This is a genomic window from Kitasatospora sp. NBC_00039 (genome assembly GCF_045160625.1).
Lineage (GTDB): Bacteria > Actinomycetota > Actinomycetes > Streptomycetales > Streptomycetaceae > Kitasatospora.
Map to the genome: position 1 here is coordinate 1,965,181 of NZ_CP108289.1, position 17,773 is coordinate 1,982,953.

The following is a 17,773-nucleotide window of genomic DNA, read 5'->3' on the forward strand; positions in this document are numbered from 1 at the left end:
TCGGGCACCCGCGCAGGGGAGGCCGGACCGGCCGGCCTCCCCGTGCGCGGGCCCCTGGCGCCGCGCGCCGGGCGGGAACGGTCGGACGCGCCCTACGGCACCGAGCGCTCCACCCGGCGCCGCTTGATGGTGCGGAAGCGGCGGGCGACCTGACGGGCGAGGTCGGCGGCGCCGACCAGGCCGGCCTCGTTGCCGAGGGCGGCGTGGACGATCGCCGCCTCGGGGCGGAAGCCGCGGCCGGTGAGGGTACGGCGGAAGGCGGCGCGAGCGGGGGCGAGGAGGAGGTCGCCGGCCTCGGAGACGCCTCCGCCGATGACGAAGCGGCCCGGGTCGAGGGCGGCGGCCAGGTTGGCGATGCCGACGCCGAGCCAGGTGCCGACCTCGTAGAGGAGTTCGGTGGCGGTCGGGTCGCCGGCCCGGGCGGCCTCGGTGACCAGCGGGCCGGTGATGCCCTCGACGGCGCCGCAGGCCCGGGCCAGCAGCGGCTGGACCACCGGGGACTCCTCGGCGACCAGTTCGCGGGCGTCGCGGACCAGGGCGTTGCCGGAGGAGTACTGCTCCCAGCAGCCCCGGTTGCCGCACGGGCAGCGGTGGCCGCCGGGCACCACCTGCATGTGCCCGAACTCGCCCGCCAGCCCGTACTTGCCGCGGTCGACGTAGCCGTCGCGGACGACGGCGCCGCCGATGCCGGTGCCGAGGGTGAGCATCACCATGTGGTCCTCGCCGCGCCCGGCACCGAAGCGCCACTCGGCCCAGGCGGCGGCGTTGGCGTCGTTCTCGACGATCACCGGGAACCGCAGCCGCTCGCTGAGCGCCTCCTGGAGCGGCTCGTTGCGCCAGTTGAGGTGCGGGGCGAAGAGCACCTTGGAGCGGTCCGCGTCGACCCAGCCGGCCGCGCCGATGCCGACCGCGTGGACGTCGTGCCGGTCGGCGAGCCGGAGCACCAGATCGACGATGACGTCCTCGACGATCTTGGCGCTCTTGCTCTTGTCGGGGGTGTCGGTGCGCAGCTTCTCCAGCACCTTGCCCTCGCCGTCCACCACGCCCGCGACGACCTTGGTGCCGCCGATGTCGACGCCGATGGTGGGCAGCCGCAGGAGGCCTGCGGGCAGGGCGCGGCGGCGGCGCTCGGCACGCGGGCCGAGGCCGAGCAGGGTGGGCAGGACCGGCGGCCGGGTGGCGGCGTTGGGGCTGGTCACGGCTGCGGGCGCTCCTCTGGGGTGTCGTCGGACTGCGGTCGGGCGAGCTCGTGCGAGAGTTCGGCGAGGTCGGAGCCGCCGGCCATCTCGGTGGTGAGCTGTTCGAGGCCGATCTCGGCCCGGGGGTGGCTGCCGGCCATCCGGCCCCGCCGGAGCAGGGTGAAGTGGTCGCCGACCAGGTACGCGTGGTGCGGGTTGTGGGTGATCAGGACGACCCCGAGGCCGGCGTCGCGGGCGGCGGTGACGTACTTGAGCACCACGCCGGACTGCTTGACGCCGAGCGCGGCGGTCGGCTCGTCCAGGATCAGCGCCTCGGCGCCGAAGTGCACGGCGCGGGCGATGGCCACGCACTGGCGCTGGCCGCCGGAGAGGGTGCCGATGGGCCGGTCGACGTCGTGCAGGTCGATGCCCATCCTGGCGAGCGCCTCGCGGGTGGTGGCGCGCATCCCGTCGGCGTCCAGCCGCAGGCCGCCCCAGCGCTTGTACCCCTGCTCGGAGCCGAGGAAGAAGTTCCGCCAGACCGGCATCAGCGGGACCACGGCGAGGTCCTGGTAGACGGTGGCGATGCCGCGGTCGAGGGCCTGGCGCGGGGAGTCCAGGCGGACCTCCTCGCCGCCGATCGCGTAGGTGCCCTCGTCGTGCCGGTGCAGCCCGGCGATGATCTTGATCAGGGTGGACTTGCCGGCGCCGTTGTCGCCGAGCACGCAGCTGATCTCGCCGGCCCGCAGGGTGAGCGAGACGTCCTCCAGTGCGCGGACCGTGCCGTACGTCTTGCCGACGCCGACGAGTGAGAGCAGTTCGGTCATCGCGGTCCCCTCTCGGCGCGGCGCTTGACCCAGGAGTTGAGCAGGGCGGCCATCAGCAGCATCGCGCCCAGGAAGAACTTGAACCAGTCGGGGTTCCACTGGGCGTAGATGATGCCCTTGCTGACCATGCCGAAGATCAGCGCGCCGAGCGCGGAGCCGGCCACCGAGCCGTAGCCGCCGGTGATCAGGCAGCCGCCGATGACGGCCGCCACGATGTAGATCAGCTCGTTGCCGACGCCCTCGCCGGACTGCACGGTGTCGAAGGAGAAGAGCAGGTGCTGGCCGAGCACCCAGGCGCAGAAGCCGACGCCGAGGTAGAGCACGGTCTTGGTCCGGGCGACCGGCACACCGACCGCACGGGCCGCGGCCGCGTCGCCGCCGACCGCGAAGATCCAGTTGCCGAAGCGGGTGCGCAGCAGCACCCAGCTGCCGATCACCAGCAGGCCGAGCCACCACCAGACGGTGGCCTTGATCGTCAGCCCGCCGACGGTGACCTCGGAGGCGAACAGCCAGCGGCAGGAGGCGAAGCCCTCCATGTCGGAGATCGGCTTGGTGGAGACGGTGCCGGAGATCAGCTTGGTGACGCCGAGGTTGGCGCCGGTGAGCATCAGGAAGGTGCCGAGGGTGACGATGAAGCTGGGCAGCTTCGTCCGGCTGAGCATCCAGCCGTTGAAGCCGCCGACGGACAGCGTGACGGCGAGCGAGACCACCACCCCGACCCAGGTCACGGCGGTGAGCTGGTAGCTGACCATGGACGAGGTGAGCGCGGCGGTGGTGACCAGCACGCCGGCCGAGAGGTCGAACTCGCCGCCGATCATCAGCAGCGAGACCGGTACGGCCATGATTCCGATGGTCGACGCCGCGTAGAGCACGGTGCCCAGCGAGGAGACCCGCAGAAAGGGTTCGGCAACGGCGGCGAAGACTAGGAAGACGGCGGCGGCGGCGATCAGCGCGCCCAGTTCGGGCCGGGCGAGCAGCCGCCGCAGCGCCGCCGGGCGGTCCTGGGCGAGCAGGTCCGTGGTGCTCAACGCGTCCCCCTCGCGACGTACTCGGCGAGCGCGTCGGCGTTGTCCTTGGTGAGGATCTGCGGGCCGGTCAGCACCGGCTTGCCACCGCCGAGCATGTCGAGGTTGGAGCGGTAGAGCCAGAGCAGGTCGACGCCCTCGTACCCCTGGAGGTACGGCTGCTGGTCGACGGCGAAGCCGACGCTGCCGGACTTCAGCCCGGCGACCACCTGCGTGCCCAGGTCGAAGGTGTCCAGCTCGACGGTGCGGCGGGCGTCCTGGATGGCCTGGAGGCCGGTGGCGGCCATCGGGCCGGAGAGGGTCAGCACGGTGTCGATGGCCGGGTCGGCCTGGAGCTTGGCGGCGACGGCGGCCCGGGCGTCGGGCATGTTGACGCCGTCCACGTAGAGCACCTGGAAGGCGCCGCCGGCCAGTCCAGCGCCGGACTGGGCGCCGGAGCAGCGCTGCTCCTGGCCGACGTTGCCCTGCTCGTGGATCACGCAGAGCACGTTCTTGCGCCCGCGCGCGGCCAGCTCGGCGCCGGCGGCCTGGCCGGCGGTGGACTCGTCCTGGCCGATGTGGGTGAGCGCGCCGAACCTGGCGGAGTACTCCTGGCCCGAGTTGATGGTGATCACCGGGATGCCGGCGGCCTTGGCCTTGCCGAGCACGTCGCCGAGCGCGTCGCCCTTGGCGAGGGTGACCAGCAGGCCGTCGACCTTCTGGTCGATGGCGGCCTGGACGAGCTGGACCTGGTTCTGGGTCTGCGCGTCGTTGGAGTACAGGAAGGTGATGTTGTCCTTGGCCGCAGCCTGCTCGGCACCCTTGCGCACGGTGTCCCAGAAGGCGTCGCCGGCGCCCGCGTGGGTCACCATGGCGACCTTCCAGCGCGGGGTCGTGACGGCGCCGCCGGCGGCGGCCGAGGCCTTGGCTCTGGCCTGCTCGGCGCGGAGGCCTCCGGTACTGCTGCATCCGGCGACGGCCGCGAGCAGGGCCAGGGCGGCGCAGACGGGCCAGATCCGGCGGGATGCGCGAAAACGGGTTGTGCTCATGACCATAGTCTCGCTGCCCGCTCGTGCGGCGATTGCACCGCCTCGCCCTCCGGCCGGCTCCGTACGGGCGGTATCGTGCCCTGGCGGGGGTGATCCTGGGAGTCGGCTGGGCGCATCGTCCGGGCGCGGGCCGTCAGGGTGGCAGACTAGGGCGGACCTGAAAAGGGATCATCACGGAAACGTGATGTTCCTCTCAGGTTCCGCACAGATTCGGATGGCAACCGATCCCCGTTCCAGGCCGTCCGATGCCATTGGAGCGAGTTCCGGGCGAGTGGGGCCCGGGACGGCTTTGAACCCGGATACGAGAACTTGATGCAACTGACAGGCACGCCATTCTTCCTCTGCACGGTCATTCTCGTGCCGATCTCCATCGCAGCGGCCCTGCTGCTCTGGGGCAAGGTGCGCGGACCCCGGCCGCTGCAGATCCTGTCCCGGCTGGCGATGATCGTCTTCTGCCAGGTCACGGCCGTGCTGATGGTTTTCGTCATGGTCAACAACGCCAACCTGATCTACGGCAGCTGGGACGACCTGCTCGGCACCGGCAAGCACGTCCGGGCGGTGCCCTCGGTACCGCCGGCGGACCCGGGCACCGGCGGCACGGCCGGCCAGGCCGGCAGCGGGGACGCCAAGCAGCCGCCCAAGGTGACGCAGCAGTTCCGGGGCGTGGACGACCCGAAGGTGCCGAACGACGTCCAGAAGACCGACCTCAAGGGCCAGCTGTCCGGCGTCGACGGCGAGGTGCTGGTCTGGCTTCCGCCGCAGTACCACGACCCCGCGTTCAAGGACAAGAAGTTCCCGGTCGTCGAGCTGATCCCGGGCTTCCCGGGCTCCTCCTCCACCTGGTACGGCACGCTCAAGGTCTCCGAGCAGCTCAAGCCACTGATGCAGCAGGGCAAGGTCGCCCCGTTCATCCTCGTCTCCCCGCGCACCCTGCTGCTGGGCAACAGCACCGACGCCGGCTGCACCGACGTGCCCGGCAAGGTCAACGCGGACACCTGGCTGACCCGGGACGTCCCGCAGATGGTGCTGGACAACTTCCGTGCCGACGCGGCCCCGGACCGCTGGGCGGTCGCCGGGTACTCGGCCGGGGCCCACTGCGCCACCAAGCTCGCCCTCGCCCACCCCAACCGCTACCGGGCCGGCGTCAGCCTCTCCGGCTACAACGACCCCGCGACCGAGAAGGATTCGCTGGTCGGCAAGGACCAGAAGCTGCGCGAGGCGAACAACCCGGTCAACATCGTCAAGAACGCCGCCCAGCCGCCGAAGGTGGCGCTCTACATCTCCGGCAACAAGGGTGACGGCTACGAGGACGGCCAGGCCATCGCCGCGGTCGCGAAGGCGCCGACCACCGTGCAGGTCCAGGAGACCACCGGGCCGCACTCCAGCGACGTCTGGAAGAACATGGTGCCGGGCGTCTTCGAGTGGATCACCGGTCTGATCCCCGCCCAGCCCTGACGGAGTGTGACGAAGGGCCCGCCGCGGGCGTCAGCGGCGGGCCCTTCGGCGTCAACGCCCCACGGGATCAGGCCAGTTCGAGGGCCAGGTAGAAGTCCACCCGGTCCTCCAGCCGGGAGAGGTCCCGGCCGGTCAGCTCCTCGATCCGGCCGATCCGGTAGCGCAGCGTGTTGACGTGGACGTGCAGTTGGGCGGCGCACCTCGTCCACGAGCCGTCCGAACGCAGGAACGCCTCCAGGGTGCGGACGAGGTCCGCCTGGTGCTCGATGTCGTAGGCGATCACCTTGTCCAGCAGCCGGCTGCGGAACGCCCGGCGGACCTCGTCCGGGACGGCGGCCAGCAGCAGCACGTGCGAGGCCAGCTCCTCCGGGCCCGCCACACAGACCCGGCCGACCCGGGCGGCGGCGATCCGGCGGGCGTGCCGGGCCTCCTCCAGGGCGCCGCGCAGGCCGCCCGCCTCGGAGGCGGGGGCGGAGACGCCGAGGGTGATCCGGCCCTCCGAGCCGAGGCCGGCCTCCAGCGGGGAGAGCAGCTCGCGCAGCGTGTCGGCGGGCACCGTGCTGTCCAGCGCGGGCAGCACCACGACGGCGCCGGTGCCGGCCCCGGCGATCAGCGCGCGGTCGGTCGTCCCGCCCAGCGCCTCCTCCAGGACGGACCGCACCGTCCCCTCCGGCAGGCCCGTCCCCTCGGCACTGAGCACCAGCCAGGAGCCGTCCTGCGCCTGGGGCTTGGGCTCGGCGTTCTCGTAGCGGGCGGCCATCGCCGAGGAGGCGTACAGGGTGCGGCTGATCTCGGCCGGGTCGGCGTCGCGCTGGAGCAGGGTGAGCACCTCGTCGGCGAGGCGGCGGCGCAGCCGGCGGCCCTCGTCACGGCGCTGCCGCTCGGCGGCGACCAGCCGGGCCAGGTTCTCGGCGAGCTGCTGGCGCTTGCCGGTCCACTCGGTGACGTCGCCGGCCACCGCGAGCATCCAGTCGGCGAGCGGGGACTCGGCGTCGGGGGTGGCGGAGGCGGGCAGCAGCGAGTAGGAGCCGGTGAGCAGCCGGGCCCGGTGCGGAGGGCGGCGGCGCTGGCGCTGGGCGCCGAGGTGGGCGCGGACCAGCTGGTCGCGGTCTTCGGCGGAGAGCCGGTCGGCCGGGCCGGCGATCACCGCGCCGGTGGGGGTGAGCACCCAGCAGTCGAGGTCGAGGTCGCCGCCGAGCAGGTCGAGGACGGCGTCCAGGCCGCCGCCGCCGGCCGCGGAGACCAGCAGGCGGTGCCGGTCGACCAGGGCCGCGAGGTCGGCGGCGCGGTCGGCGGAGACCTGCCGGCCGATGAACTCGGTGACGGTGCCGAAAGCGATGTCGTCGGGTACCGCCAACAGGGGCATGCGGTGGCGCCGGCAGGCCTCGACGAGGTCCTCGGGGACGGGGCCGACCTCGGCCTCCCCGGCCGCGAGGGCGACCGCGCCGCCGGCCACGATGGTCCGCACGAACCGCTCGGAGTCGGCCGGCCCGGTGCGCCAGAGCATGCCGGTGAGCACCAGCTCGCCGCCGTGCAGGTAGCGGCCGGGGTCGTGCAGGTCCGTGGTCATGACGCCGCTGACCTGGCGGTCCAGCTCTTCCTCGGCCGCGAGCAGGCGCAGTCGCGGGGCTCCGGGGGCGAGCAGGTCACGGACACGCATCCGGGACTCCTATCGGGCTGGGGGTGAGGTGGTGGGGGCCCGAGCGCTCGGTCCGGGGAGACAGTGTGCCCGAACATCTGTGCTCGGCGTTACGTACCGACCGGTGCCGGGATCACGGGGCCGTAGCTTGGAAATCACGGCCGGATTACGGTCGTAGGTAGCACCCGGTGAACGGCTGGGCTGCGAGATTGTCCGCCTTAGAGGAACGTACAGGATGCCGGGCGGGACCACAGCCGGGGCTTCATGCCATCGGTGACTGCCAGTGGGCCCCGTCACAGAGGTTCACTGGCCACACGCCGCCGGACACATCCCGGTGACCAGGATCCGACGCCGAGGCAACGAAGCGGTTTGCGAGGTCCGAACACCGAGTTCCGGGCACTGTGCCCACCCGTCCGGCCGGCGACGACTTGAGGAGACACCCGCATGGAGTTCCTTCGGCCCGCCACCTGGGACGAGGCACTCGCGGCGAAGGCTGAGTACCCGACCGCGCTGCCCATCTCGGGCGGTACGGACGTCATGGTCGAGATGAACTTCGACGTGCACCGGCCATCCGCGATTCTCGACCTGAACCGCATCACCGAGCTCACCGAATGGTCGAACGACGGCGACGTCGTCAAGCTCGGCGCCTCGGTCCCCTACACCCGGATCATCGACGAGCTGTCCGGGCCGCTGCCCGGCCTGGCTCTGGCGGCCCACACCGTCGGTTCGCCGCAGATCCGCAACCGCGGCGGCGTCGGCGGCAACCTCGGCGGCGCCTCCCCGGCCGGCGACGCGCACCCCGCACTGCTGGCGGCCGGCCGCGACGTGTTCGTCGAGGCGGCCTCGGTGCGCGGTACCCGGCTGATCCCGATCGACGAGTTCTACGTCGGTGTGAAGCGCAACAGCCTGGAGTCCGACGAGCTGATCCGGGCCGTGCACATCCCCGTCGCGGACGGCCCCCAGCAGTTCTCCAAGATCGGTACCCGCAACGCCATGGTGATCGCGGTCTGCGCCTTCGGTTTCGCCCTTCACCCGAAGAACGGCACCGTCGGCACCGGTATCGGTTCGGCTGCCCCCACGCCGCGCCGCGCCGTGGAGGCCGAGGAGTACCTGCAGGGCGTGCTCGCCGAGCGCGGTCTCTGGGAGTCCGGCGACCTGCTGGGCGCCGAGGTGGTCCAGCAGTTCGGCGAGCTGGTGAAGGCGGCGGCCTCGCCCATCGACGACGTCCGCGGCACCGCCGACTACCGGCGCCACTCGCTGGCCGTGATGGCCCGCCGCACCCTCACCTGGTGTTGGAACGACTACAGCAAGCAGATCAGGAGCGCGGCATGAGGGTCACTTTCACCGCCAACGGCAAGCCGGTCGAGGCCGACGACGTGTGGGAGGGCGAGAGCCTGCTCTACGTGCTGCGCGAGCGGGTCGGCCTCCCGGGCTCGAAGAACGCCTGTGAGCAGGGCGAGTGTGGCTCCTGCACGGTCTACCTCGACGGGGTTCCGGTCTGTTCCTGTCTGGTCGCCGCCGGCCAGGTGCAGGACCGCGAGGTCCGCACCGTCGAGGGCCTGACCGACGAGAACGGCGAGCTGGGCCTCGTCCAGCAGGCGTTCATCGACGCCGGGGCCGTCCAGTGCGGCTTCTGCACCCCCGGCCTGCTGGTGCAGACCGACGCCCTGCTGGAGAACGACGCCCAGCCGAGCGACAACGACATCCGCGAGGCGCTGTCGGGCAACCTCTGCCGCTGCACGGGCTACGAGAAGATCATGGACGCGGTGCGGCTGGCTTCCGCCCGCAAGTGCGCCGGTAAGGGGACTTCCGCATGAGCGAGCGACGCGAGCGAATCATGAAGGGCGGCGCGCTGTGCGAAGCGCCCGCCGAGCGCAGCGAGGTGGCCGCATGAGCACTCGTACCATCCAGGGGCAGAAGAACCTCCAGAACATCAACCAGGCTTCCAAGGACGGCATCGGCGGCTCGCCGCTGCGCCCGGACGGCAACCTGAAGGTCAAGGGCGAGTTCGCGTACTCGTCCGACATGTGGCACGAGGACATGCTCTGGGGTATGGCGCTGCGCTCGCCGCACCCCCGCGCCAACCTCCTCTCGGTCGACATCTCCGAGGCGCTCAAGGTGCCGGGCGTGTACGCCGTCCTCACCCACGACGACATCCCGGGCTCGAAGTACTACGGCCTGGAGATCCAGGACCAGCCGGCCCTGGCCATCGACAAGGTCCGCTGCCACGGTGAGGCGATCGCGCTGGTCGCGGCCGACCACCCGGAGACGGCCCGCCGCGCGGTGAAGAAGATCAAGGTCGAGTACGAGGTGCTCACCCCGATCACCACCGAGGAGCAGTGCCTCGACCCCGAGACCCACGGCTACGTGCACGAGCCGCACGAGTACAAGTCGCACGGGTACGGCAACATCTGCCACGAGCAGAAGCTGGTCTCCGGTCTCGGCGTGACCGACGAGGTCCGGGCGATGGCGGACGTCATCGTCAAGGGCACCTACGAGGTCGGCATGCAGGACCAGGCCTTCCTCGGCCCGGAGTCCGGCCTGGCCGTGCCGGCCGAGGACGGTGGCATCGACCTCTACATCGCCACCCAGTGGCTGCACGTGGACCGCCAGCAGATGGCCCCCGTGCTGGGCCTGCCGGAGGAGAAGGTCCGCCTCACGCTGGCCGGCGTCGGCGGCGCCTTCGGCGGCCGCGAGGACCTCTCGATGCAGATCCACGCCTGCCTGCTCGCCCAGCACACGGGCAAGCCGGTCAAGATCGTCTACTCCCGCGACGAGTCCTTCTTCGGCCACGTGCACCGCCACCCGGCGAGGATGACCTACGAGCACGGCGCCACCCGCGACGGCAAGCTGGTCTTCGCCGACGCCCGGATCGTGCTGGACGGCGGCGCCTACGCCTCCGCCTCGCCCGCCGTGGTCGGAAACGCCGCCTCGCTCGGACACGGCCCGTACGTGATCCCGAACGTCAAGATGCACGCCATCGCGCTGTACAGCAACAACCCGTCCTGCGGCGCGATGCGCGGCTTCGGCGCCGTCCAGGCCGCGTTCGGCTACGAGACGCAGATGGACCGCCTCGCCGCCGAGCTGGGCATGGACCCGGTCGAGCTGCGCCAGCTGAACGCGATGGCCGAGGGCGACCACATGCCCACCGGCCAGCAGATCGACTCGCCGGCCCCGGTCGCCGACCTGCTCCAGCGGGTCAAGGACATGCCGCTCCCGCCGCCGCTGGACACGGAGCACCTGGACGTCCGGCAGATCCCCGGCGCACTGTCCAACACCTCGCACGGCGAGGGCATCGTGCGCGGCGTCGGCTACTCGGTCGGCATCAAGAACGTCGGCTTCTCCGAGGGCTTCGACGACTACTCCACCGCCCGGGTCCGCCTGGAGGTCATCGGCGGCGAGCCGGTCGCCATGGTGCACACCGCGATGGCCGAGGTCGGCCAGGGCGGCGTCACCGTGCACGCCCAGATCGCCCGCACCGAGCTCGGCGTCGAGCAGGTCACCATCCACCCGGCCAACACCGAGGTCGGATCCGCCGGTTCGACCTCCGCGTCGCGCCAGACCTACATGACCGGCGGCGCCGTGAAGCTGGCCGCCGAGGCGGTCAAGCAGGCGCTGATCGAGAAGGGCCGACGGCGTTACGGCTGGTCCCAGAACGACCTGTCGCTGGTCGGGGGCAAGGTCGTCTCCGCGTCGGCCGGCCCGCTGGTCTCCATGGTGGACCTGCTCGGTGACGAGGCGATCGACCTCACCCGCGAACACCACCACCGCCCGACCGTCCCCTTCGACAAGGAGACCGGGCAGGGCTTCGGCCACGTCCAGTACACCTTCTGCGCCAACCGCGCGGTGGTCGACGTGGACGTCGAGCTGGGCCTCGTGAAGGTGGTCGAGCTGACCGCCGTCCAGGACGTCGGCAAGGCGCTCAACCCGCTCTCCGTGGTCGGGCAGATCCAGGGCGGCTGCACCCAGGCGCTCGGCCTGGCCGTGATGGAGGAGATCGTGGTCAAGGACGGGAAGGTGCGCAACGCCTCCTTCACCGACTACCTGATCCCCACCATCCTGGACACCCCGCCGATCCCGGTGGAGATCCTCGAACTGCCCGACCCCAACGCCCCGTACGGGCTGCGCGGGGTCGGCGAGGCCCCGACCGTGTCGGCGACGCCGTCGATCGTGGCCGCCATCCGCAACGCCACCGGCCTGGCGCTCGACCGGATCCCCGTCCGGCCCGAGCACCTGACCACCGAGACCCCCGGCTCCCTCTAGCCCCGGATCTCCGCACACCTCCCCGGGGCGGCGACAGTCTTCTCCGAGCGCAAGCGAGGAGAACATCGAGCACTTCCCCGCCGCCCCGGGGCAGCACCACCCGAGCAGTGAAGAGCACCATCGATGCACCACCAGAAGCAACGCGAACGCACCATCCCGCTGCCTCTCCCACGCCGGGGTTCTGCAGCGGTGCGCACCACCTTCCCCCAGCCTTCGGCAGGGGGTGCCCCCAGCACCGCAGCACTGCCACAGAGTGCGCCCAGTGAGTCGAATCGTCCCCCTCTGCCAACTTCGTTGACTGGCTGTCAGGTCGGCTCGCCCACCCCAACCCCCTTTGACACTTGGGAGTGGACATGACCAGGATCCCCACGGAGCCCGGCACCACTGAAGACAGACCCGCCGAGGACGACACCCCCACGTCGGTCCCGGCACCGCAGCCGAAGAACGCCCTCGACGCGTACTTCAAGATCTCCGCCCGAGGCTCGACCATCGGCAACGAGATCCGCGGCGGCCTCACCACCTTCATGGCGATGGCCTACATCGTGCTGCTCAACCCGATCATCCTGAGCGGCGCCGACGTCAACGGTCTCAAGCTGGACCACGCGCAGCTCACCACCGCGACGGCGCTCGCCGCCGCGGTCACCACGATCCTGATGGGCGTGGTGGGCAACGTCCCCCTGGCGGTCGCCGCCGGCCTCTCCGTCTCCGGCGTGATATCCGCGCTGGTCGTGCCACACACCACCTGGCCCCAGGCCATGGGTCTCTGTGTGGTCTACGGCCTGCTGATCGTGCTCCTGGTCGTGTCCGGGCTGCGCGAGAAGATCATGAACGGCATCCCACTGCCGCTCAAGCACGCCATCACCATCGGCATCGGCCTCTTCGTGGCGCTGATCGGCCTGGTCAAGGCCGGCTTCGTGCACACCGGCGGTCCCACCCCGCTCGCGCTCGGCCCCTTCGGTGAACTGGCCGGCTGGCCCGTGCTGGTCTTCTGCCTCACCGTACTGACGATCTTCGTGCTGCTGGCCCGCAACGTCCGCGGCGCCATCCTGATCGGCATCGCCGGCGGCACCGTGCTGGCCTTCGTCATCAACGCGGTCGCCGACCTCCCGGCGAAGACCTGGGTCAGCTCCGCCCCGGTGTGGCCCGGCAGCCCGGTCTCCTCCCCCGACTTCAGCCTCTTCGGCGACGTCGACGTGTTCGGCGCCTTCGGCGGCAAGGGCCTCGGCGCGATCAGCGCCTCGGTCGCGGTCTTCACCCTCGTGCTGGCCGGCTTCTTCGACGCGATGGCGACCATCATCGGCGTCGGCACCGAGGCGGGCCTGGCCGACAACAAGGGCCGGATGCCCGGTCTCTCCAAGGCCCTCTTCGTCGACGGCGCAGGCGGCGCCATCGGCGGCCTGTCGGGAGCGTCCGGCCAGACCGTGTTCGTCGAGTCGGCCACCGGTGTCGGTGACGGCGCCCGCACCGGCCTCGCCTCGACGGTCACCGGCGGCGTGTTCGCCCTCATGCTCTTCTTCTCGCCCCTCGCGGCGATCGTCCCGACCGAGGTCGCCTCCGCCGCCCTCGTCGTCATCGGCTCGATGATGATGAGCCAGGCCCGGCACATCGACTGGTCGGACCGCGAGGTCGCCATCCCGGCCTTCCTCACCTGCACCCTGATGCCGTTCACCTACAGCATCACGGCGGGTGTCGCCGCGGGCGTCATCTCCTACACGGTCATCAAGGCGGGCACCGGCAAGTGGCGCGAGCCCGGCCCGCTGATGTGGATCCTGGCCGTGGTCTTCGTGATCTACTTCGCGCTCACCCCGATCAAGTCCTGGCTGGGCGTCCACTAGCAGCACCGCCGCCGTACGGGAATCGTTTCCCGTACGGCGGCACCTCCCGTTCCCCCGCACCCCGTAAGGAGCTCCCGACATGCAGGACATCGCCGAGCAGCTGCAGGCCTGGCACGCGTCCGGGCGCTCCTTCGCCGTGGCCACCGTGGTCGGGGTCTCCGGCAGCGCCCCGCGCGACCCGGGCGCCGCGCTCGCCGTCGACGCGGCCGGCGAGGCGATCGGCAGCGTCTCCGGCGGCTGCGTCGAGGGCGCGGTGTACGAGCTCTGCCAGGCCGCCATCGAGTCCGGCGAACCCGTCCTGGAACGTTTCGGCTACAGCGACGAGGACGCCTTCGCCGTGGGCCTGACCTGCGGCGGCATCCTGGACGTCTTCGTGCAGCCGGTCGTCCCCGGCGCCGACCCGGCGCTCGACGCCGGCATCACCTACATCGCCTCCGGCACCCCCGTCGCGCTCGCCCGGGTCATCGCCGGCCCCGGCGGACTGGTCGGTTCCACCGTCGCCGTCACCGCCGACACCCACCACGGCGCCCTCTCCCCCTCGCCGACGACCGCCCTCGCGTCGCCCGCCACCGGCCTTCCGGCGACGCTCCCCCGGACTCCGGCCGGGGGGACCCCCGTCGCGCGGCGCCTGCTCGTCGGGCTGGAGCGCGCGATCGTCGCCGAGGCGCGGGCCATGCTGGACGCCGGGCGCACCGGCCGGGTCGTGCTCGGCCTGGACGGCCGCCCCTGTGACGAGCGGGAACAGGGCACCGTCACCTTCTTCGTCGAGGCCTACGTGCCCGCGCCGCGGATGCTGGTCTTCGGCGCCATCGACTTCGCCGCCGCCGTGGTGCGGATCGGCAGGTTCCTCGGCTACCACGTCACCGTCTGCGACGCCCGCCCGGTCTTCGCCACCGAGCGGCGCTTCCCCGAGGCCGACCAGGTCGTCGTCGACTGGCCGCACCGCTACCTGGACTCGCAGCTCGACAGGATCGACGGCCGTACGGTGCTCTGCGTGCTCACCCACGACGCCAAGTTCGACATCCCGCTGCTGGAGCGCGCCCTGCGGCTGCCCGTCGGCTACATCGGCGCGATGGGCTCGCGCCGCACCCATCGCGACCGCGAGGCCCGGCTGCGCGAGGTCGGCCTCACCGAGGCGGAGATCGGCCGGCTCCGCTCGCCCATCGGCCTGGACCTCGGCGCCCGCACGCCCGAGGAGACCGCCGTCTCGGTCGCCGCGGAGATCGTCGCCCACCGGCGCGGCGGCAGCTGCCTGCCGCTGAGCGCCGGCAACGGGCCGATCCACCACGACCTGGCCCGCGCCGAGGACGCTCCGGCGGACGCCCGCGAGGGCGCTCCCGCGAAGCGGAGCGCCGAGACCCCGCAGCCGCACGCGGCCTGAGCGCCGGGCCGGCCGCACGTCCCGGGGCGCGGTTCCGGGGCCCGGCTCAGCTCACCACGTTGTAGGCCTCGCAGATCAGCGGCGGGGTCGTCGGGATGCCGACCTCCTGCAGGATCGGCATCAGCACCGCCGCGAAGTGCTCGAACGCCTCCCGGGACTCCCAGACGTCCGTGACGTGCCACCCGCCGTCCGGCGTCGGGCCCGTCGCGTGCAGCAGCAGCCCGCGCACCGGCCAGTCGGACGGCTTGTTCAGCCCGGCGCCGCCGGTCAGCCGGTCCGTCGCCTCGTCGTACTGGGCCCGGGTGACGCCGGGGAACTCGAACGTCGCGATGATCGCCATGGGGGGTGCTCCTGCCTGGTGGGCTCCGGTGTGGGGGTTGCCGTCTCCCATGCAGCCCCCACCGCGCCCCCGCGTCCATCCCGGCGCCACCAGGCGGGTGACGTCGCGGGGCCGGAGGCGGGCCGGGCTCGGGACCCGCCCTGCGGACTCGCCGTGCGCCGGGGGGAGGCCGCGCCGAGGAGAGCGACACCGCCAGGCCCGGGGCGCCGAGCCAGGCCCTGTCCGCCCTAGTTCGAGGCCGCCGGCTTCAGCCCGAAGCCGATCACCACCGCACCGGTCACCCGGTCCAGCAGCCGGCGCGCGGCCGGCCGGCGCAGCCAGCCGCGAACCGCCTGGGCGAAGCCCACCAGCACCGCCGACCAGAGCAGTCCCTCCACGACGTGCACGCAGGTCAGCGCCACGCCGGCGGCGAAGTGCGGCGCACCCGCCGGGATGAACTGCGGCAGCACCGCCACGTAGAAGACGCCGACCTTGGGGTTGAGCAGGTTGGTCAGCGTGCCGCGCCGCCAGCCGTGCGCCAGGCCCCCGTCCGCGAGCCCCTCCTCCGGCCCGGCCCCGCCGCCGCGGTTGCGCAGCATGGCGACGCCCATCCAGACCAGGTAGGCGGCCCCGCCCTGATCGTAGGCGGCCGGACCGCTCCTACAACCGGCGGACCCGCTCGGCGACCGGGCGGCCCTCCTGCTCCGTCGGGTCGAACTCCACCCGCTGGCCCTCGGTGAGCTCCCGGTCCCCCTCCGCCACGATCGAGTCGTAGTAGACGTACAGCGCGGGCCCTTCCTCGTCGGGCGTGATCAGGCCGTAGCCGTGGTCGGCGTGGTAGGACTGCACGGTGCCGGTGGCCATGGGTGTGCTCCTTCGGTCGGCGGGTGGGGGTGTCCCCGGTTTCCACCCATCGTCACCGCCGGGCCGCCTCGCCGCACGCCGCGTTCACCGCACGCCCCCGGCACCGGCGCCGTGGCGCCGCCCGCCGCTCAGCGGTAGCCGGACGGGTCCAGCGGGCCGTCCGCCTGCTCGGCGTCCACCAGGTAGCTCCAGGCGTCCGGGCGGCTGCCGTCCAGGTCGGTGAAGCCGTACTCCTTCGCCAGGGCGCCGCTGGAGAGCGAGGTGCCGTTGAAACGCGCCACCTCCGGATCGGCGGCCAGCGCGACCACCGCACGGCCGACGTACGCGGGCGACTCCGAAATGCCGAAGTCCGGCTGTTTCCCGGTCGCCTCGCGCCAGGTCTCCTCGGTGACGCCGAAGTGCTCCAGCATCATCTCCGAACGCAGCCAGCCGGGGGTGAGCGCCACCGCCGTCGCCCCGCGCGGGCCGAGTTCGTGCCCCAGGGCGAAGGCCATCCGCAGCACCGAGGACTTGGCGAGGTCGTAGAAGAGGGAGTTCCGGTAGCGGGTCGCGTTGTACTCGGCGGTGCCGTCGGTCATCTCCACCACCAGCCCGCCCGGCCGGCGCAGCAGCAGCGGCAGCAGGTGGTGGTTGGTGATCGCGTGCGTCTCGACGGCCAGGCGCAGCAGGCGCAGCCCGTTGTCCAGGTCGTGCTCCCAGACCGGGCGCTCCCACTCGAAGAGCTGCTCGCCGCCCCAGATGTCGTTCACCAGGATGTCCAGCCCGCCGTGCCCGGCCTCGATCCGCTTCGCCACGGCCGCCACCTCGGCGGGCACCAGGTGGTCGGCCCGCACCGCGATGCCCTGCCCGCCGGCCGCCGTCACCAGCGCCGCCGTCTCCTCCAGCGTCTCCTCCCGCCCGTACTCCGACCGGTGACCCCCGGCGCTGCGGCCCGTCCCGTACACCGTGGCGCCCGCGGCCCCCAGCTGGACCGCGATCCCCCGCCCGGCGCCCCGGGTCGCCCCGGCGACCAGTGCGACCTTGCCCTTGAGCGGCTGCTCCATGCGCGTGCCTTCCCTCGTGGCTGCCCGTCTCCTGCTGCGACGCCGACGCCCCGGTGAGGAGCGCGGCGTCGACGTCCTGTCACGGTACGAGGCGGAAGGGCGTTCCCCAACCGCGAGGGCCGGTGGTGTCGAGTCCGGGTGGAGTCGACGTCACCGGCCCCGGGGCACGCGCCGTCAGGTCAGGCCGTGGGCGGGCGCCTCACTGACAGCCGTGCTGCCAGTTCCAGCCGATGAAGGTGTGCTTCAGCTGCACGTCGAAGGTGCAGCTGCTGGTGAGGTCCGGGTTCAGCGTCAGGTACGTGTGGTGGGTGTTGCCGTACCAGCCACCGGTGACGTCGAAGATGCCCTTGTAGCCGAAGTCGGCGTGAGCCTGGGAGTTGACCACGGCGCAGTCGGTGGTGCAGTCGTCGCTGCTGGTGGCGGACTTCACCGACCAGCCGGCGTCCCACGGCTCGCGGTTGAACTCCTGGCGCGCCACGGTGGTGGCGCTGGTGACGCGACCGTCGGCGGTGTTCCAGTCGGACGTGGTGTACAGCCCGGTCATCCGGATGTTGCAGCAGTCGAACATCTGGTTCCAGCTGCTGATCTGCCGCTTGCCCGTGGTGGCGCCCGCGGCGGCCGCGGCCTTCACGGACTTCGCGACGGGGGTGGTGGTGGCCGGGACGTACGTCACCGGGCCCTCCTGCGGCTTGCAGTCCTCGCCGATCGTCACCGTCTGCTGGACCGCGAGGCCGGCGGGCGGCACCGGCAGCGATCCGGAGAGCGTGACGCCCTCGCACGACCTGGCGTTCGTCGTCCCGGCGGCGGGTGCGGCGGAGGCCCCCGGAGCCACCGCCAGGACCAGGCCCGCCGCGGAGAGCGCAGCGGAAACCAGACGCTTGTTCACTTGATCTGTCCCCTCGTCATGATCTTCGCC

At 72.2% G+C, this 17,773-nt stretch carries 15 protein-coding genes and 1 pseudogene; 6 read left to right on the forward strand and 10 right to left on the reverse strand.

The features are described from left to right. Window positions 1-92: 92 nt before the first annotated feature. The 4 genes from OG286_RS08845 to OG286_RS08860 are packed head-to-tail and all read right to left on the reverse strand — an operon-like array spanning window position 93 to window position 4,058. Window positions 93-1,199: an ROK family glucokinase gene (locus tag OG286_RS08845; RefSeq protein ID WP_396319982.1), complete on the reverse strand. Its 1,107-nt coding sequence runs from the start codon at window positions 1,197-1,199 to the stop codon at window positions 93-95. Further along, the gene (locus OG286_RS08850; RefSeq protein WP_396319980.1) at window positions 1,196-2,005 is read right to left on the reverse strand and encodes an ATP-binding cassette domain-containing protein; all 810 of its coding nucleotides are present in this window, start codon (window positions 2,003-2,005) and stop codon (window positions 1,196-1,198) included. The genes OG286_RS08845 and OG286_RS08850 overlap by 4 nt, the downstream gene beginning before the upstream one ends. Further along, on the reverse strand, window positions 2,002-3,033 hold the full coding sequence (locus tag OG286_RS08855) for an ABC transporter permease (RefSeq protein ID WP_396319979.1): 1,032 nt from the start codon (window positions 3,031-3,033) through the stop codon (window positions 2,002-2,004). The genes OG286_RS08850 and OG286_RS08855 overlap by 4 nt, the downstream gene beginning before the upstream one ends. Continuing rightward, on the reverse strand, window positions 3,030-4,058 hold the full coding sequence (locus tag OG286_RS08860) for a sugar ABC transporter substrate-binding protein (protein WP_396319978.1): 1,029 nt from the start codon (window positions 4,056-4,058) through the stop codon (window positions 3,030-3,032). The genes OG286_RS08855 and OG286_RS08860 overlap by 4 nt, the downstream gene beginning before the upstream one ends. A gap of 357 nt (window positions 4,059-4,415) precedes the next feature. On the opposite strand from OG286_RS08860, the gene OG286_RS08865 reads away from it, so the two are divergent. Further along, complete coding sequence (locus OG286_RS08865) at window positions 4,416-5,513, forward strand: alpha/beta hydrolase (RefSeq protein WP_396319977.1); 1,098 nt, start codon at window positions 4,416-4,418, stop codon at window positions 5,511-5,513. Between the two features lie 67 nt (window positions 5,514-5,580). On the opposite strand, the gene OG286_RS08870 is transcribed toward OG286_RS08865, so the two are convergent. Further along, a complete protein-coding gene (locus tag OG286_RS08870; RefSeq protein ID WP_396319976.1) occupies window positions 5,581-7,173 on the reverse strand; it encodes a PucR family transcriptional regulator in 1,593 nt (530 codons plus the stop codon). A gap of 423 nt (window positions 7,174-7,596) precedes the next feature. On the opposite strand from OG286_RS08870, the gene OG286_RS08875 reads away from it, so the two are divergent. The 5 genes from OG286_RS08875 (at window position 7,597) to OG286_RS08895 (ending at window position 14,631) form a co-directional block, all read left to right on the forward strand. After that, window positions 7,597-8,484, forward strand: a complete 888-nt coding sequence (locus tag OG286_RS08875) for an FAD binding domain-containing protein (RefSeq protein WP_396319975.1) — start codon at window positions 7,597-7,599, stop codon at window positions 8,482-8,484. Then, window positions 8,481-8,969, forward strand: coding sequence for a (2Fe-2S)-binding protein (locus tag OG286_RS08880; RefSeq protein WP_396319974.1), 489 nt, complete (start codon window positions 8,481-8,483; stop codon window positions 8,967-8,969). The genes OG286_RS08875 and OG286_RS08880 overlap by 4 nt, the downstream gene beginning before the upstream one ends. A gap of 73 nt (window positions 8,970-9,042) precedes the next feature. Beyond that, window positions 9,043-11,415 carry a xanthine dehydrogenase subunit D gene (gene pucD / locus OG286_RS08885; protein ID WP_396319973.1) on the forward strand — a complete coding sequence of 791 codons (2,373 nt, stop codon included), beginning with the start codon at window positions 9,043-9,045 and terminating at the stop codon, window positions 11,413-11,415. 353 nt (window positions 11,416-11,768) lie between these two features. Beyond that, window positions 11,769-13,250, forward strand: a complete 1,482-nt coding sequence (locus OG286_RS08890) for an NCS2 family permease (RefSeq protein ID WP_405362399.1) — start codon at window positions 11,769-11,771, stop codon at window positions 13,248-13,250. Between the two features lie 79 nt (window positions 13,251-13,329). Beyond that, on the forward strand, window positions 13,330-14,631 hold the full coding sequence (locus OG286_RS08895; RefSeq protein ID WP_405362397.1) for an XdhC family protein: 1,302 nt from the start codon (window positions 13,330-13,332) through the stop codon (window positions 14,629-14,631). Between the two features lie 46 nt (window positions 14,632-14,677). On the opposite strand, the gene OG286_RS08900 is transcribed toward OG286_RS08895, so the two are convergent. From OG286_RS08900 to OG286_RS08920, 5 genes and pseudogenes are all read right to left on the reverse strand, one after another. Further along, on the reverse strand, window positions 14,678-14,971 hold the full coding sequence (locus OG286_RS08900; protein WP_396319970.1) for a hypothetical protein: 294 nt from the start codon (window positions 14,969-14,971) through the stop codon (window positions 14,678-14,680). Window positions 14,972-15,198: 227 nt separating this feature from the next. After that, window positions 15,199-15,573 (reverse strand): annotated as a pseudogene (locus OG286_RS08905) (LysE family translocator); the annotation flags it as partial. A gap of 37 nt (window positions 15,574-15,610) precedes the next feature. Further along, the gene (locus OG286_RS08910) at window positions 15,611-15,814 is read right to left on the reverse strand and encodes a cold-shock protein (RefSeq protein ID WP_405362395.1); all 204 of its coding nucleotides are present in this window, start codon (window positions 15,812-15,814) and stop codon (window positions 15,611-15,613) included. 128 nt (window positions 15,815-15,942) lie between these two features. Then, window positions 15,943-16,857 (reverse strand): SDR family oxidoreductase, encoded by a 915-nt coding sequence (locus OG286_RS08915; protein WP_396319967.1) that lies wholly within the window; start codon window positions 16,855-16,857, stop codon window positions 15,943-15,945. A gap of 199 nt (window positions 16,858-17,056) precedes the next feature. After that, on the reverse strand, window positions 17,057-17,743 hold the full coding sequence (locus tag OG286_RS08920; protein ID WP_396319966.1) for a hypothetical protein: 687 nt from the start codon (window positions 17,741-17,743) through the stop codon (window positions 17,057-17,059). Between the last annotated feature and the right edge of the window lie 30 nt (window positions 17,744-17,773).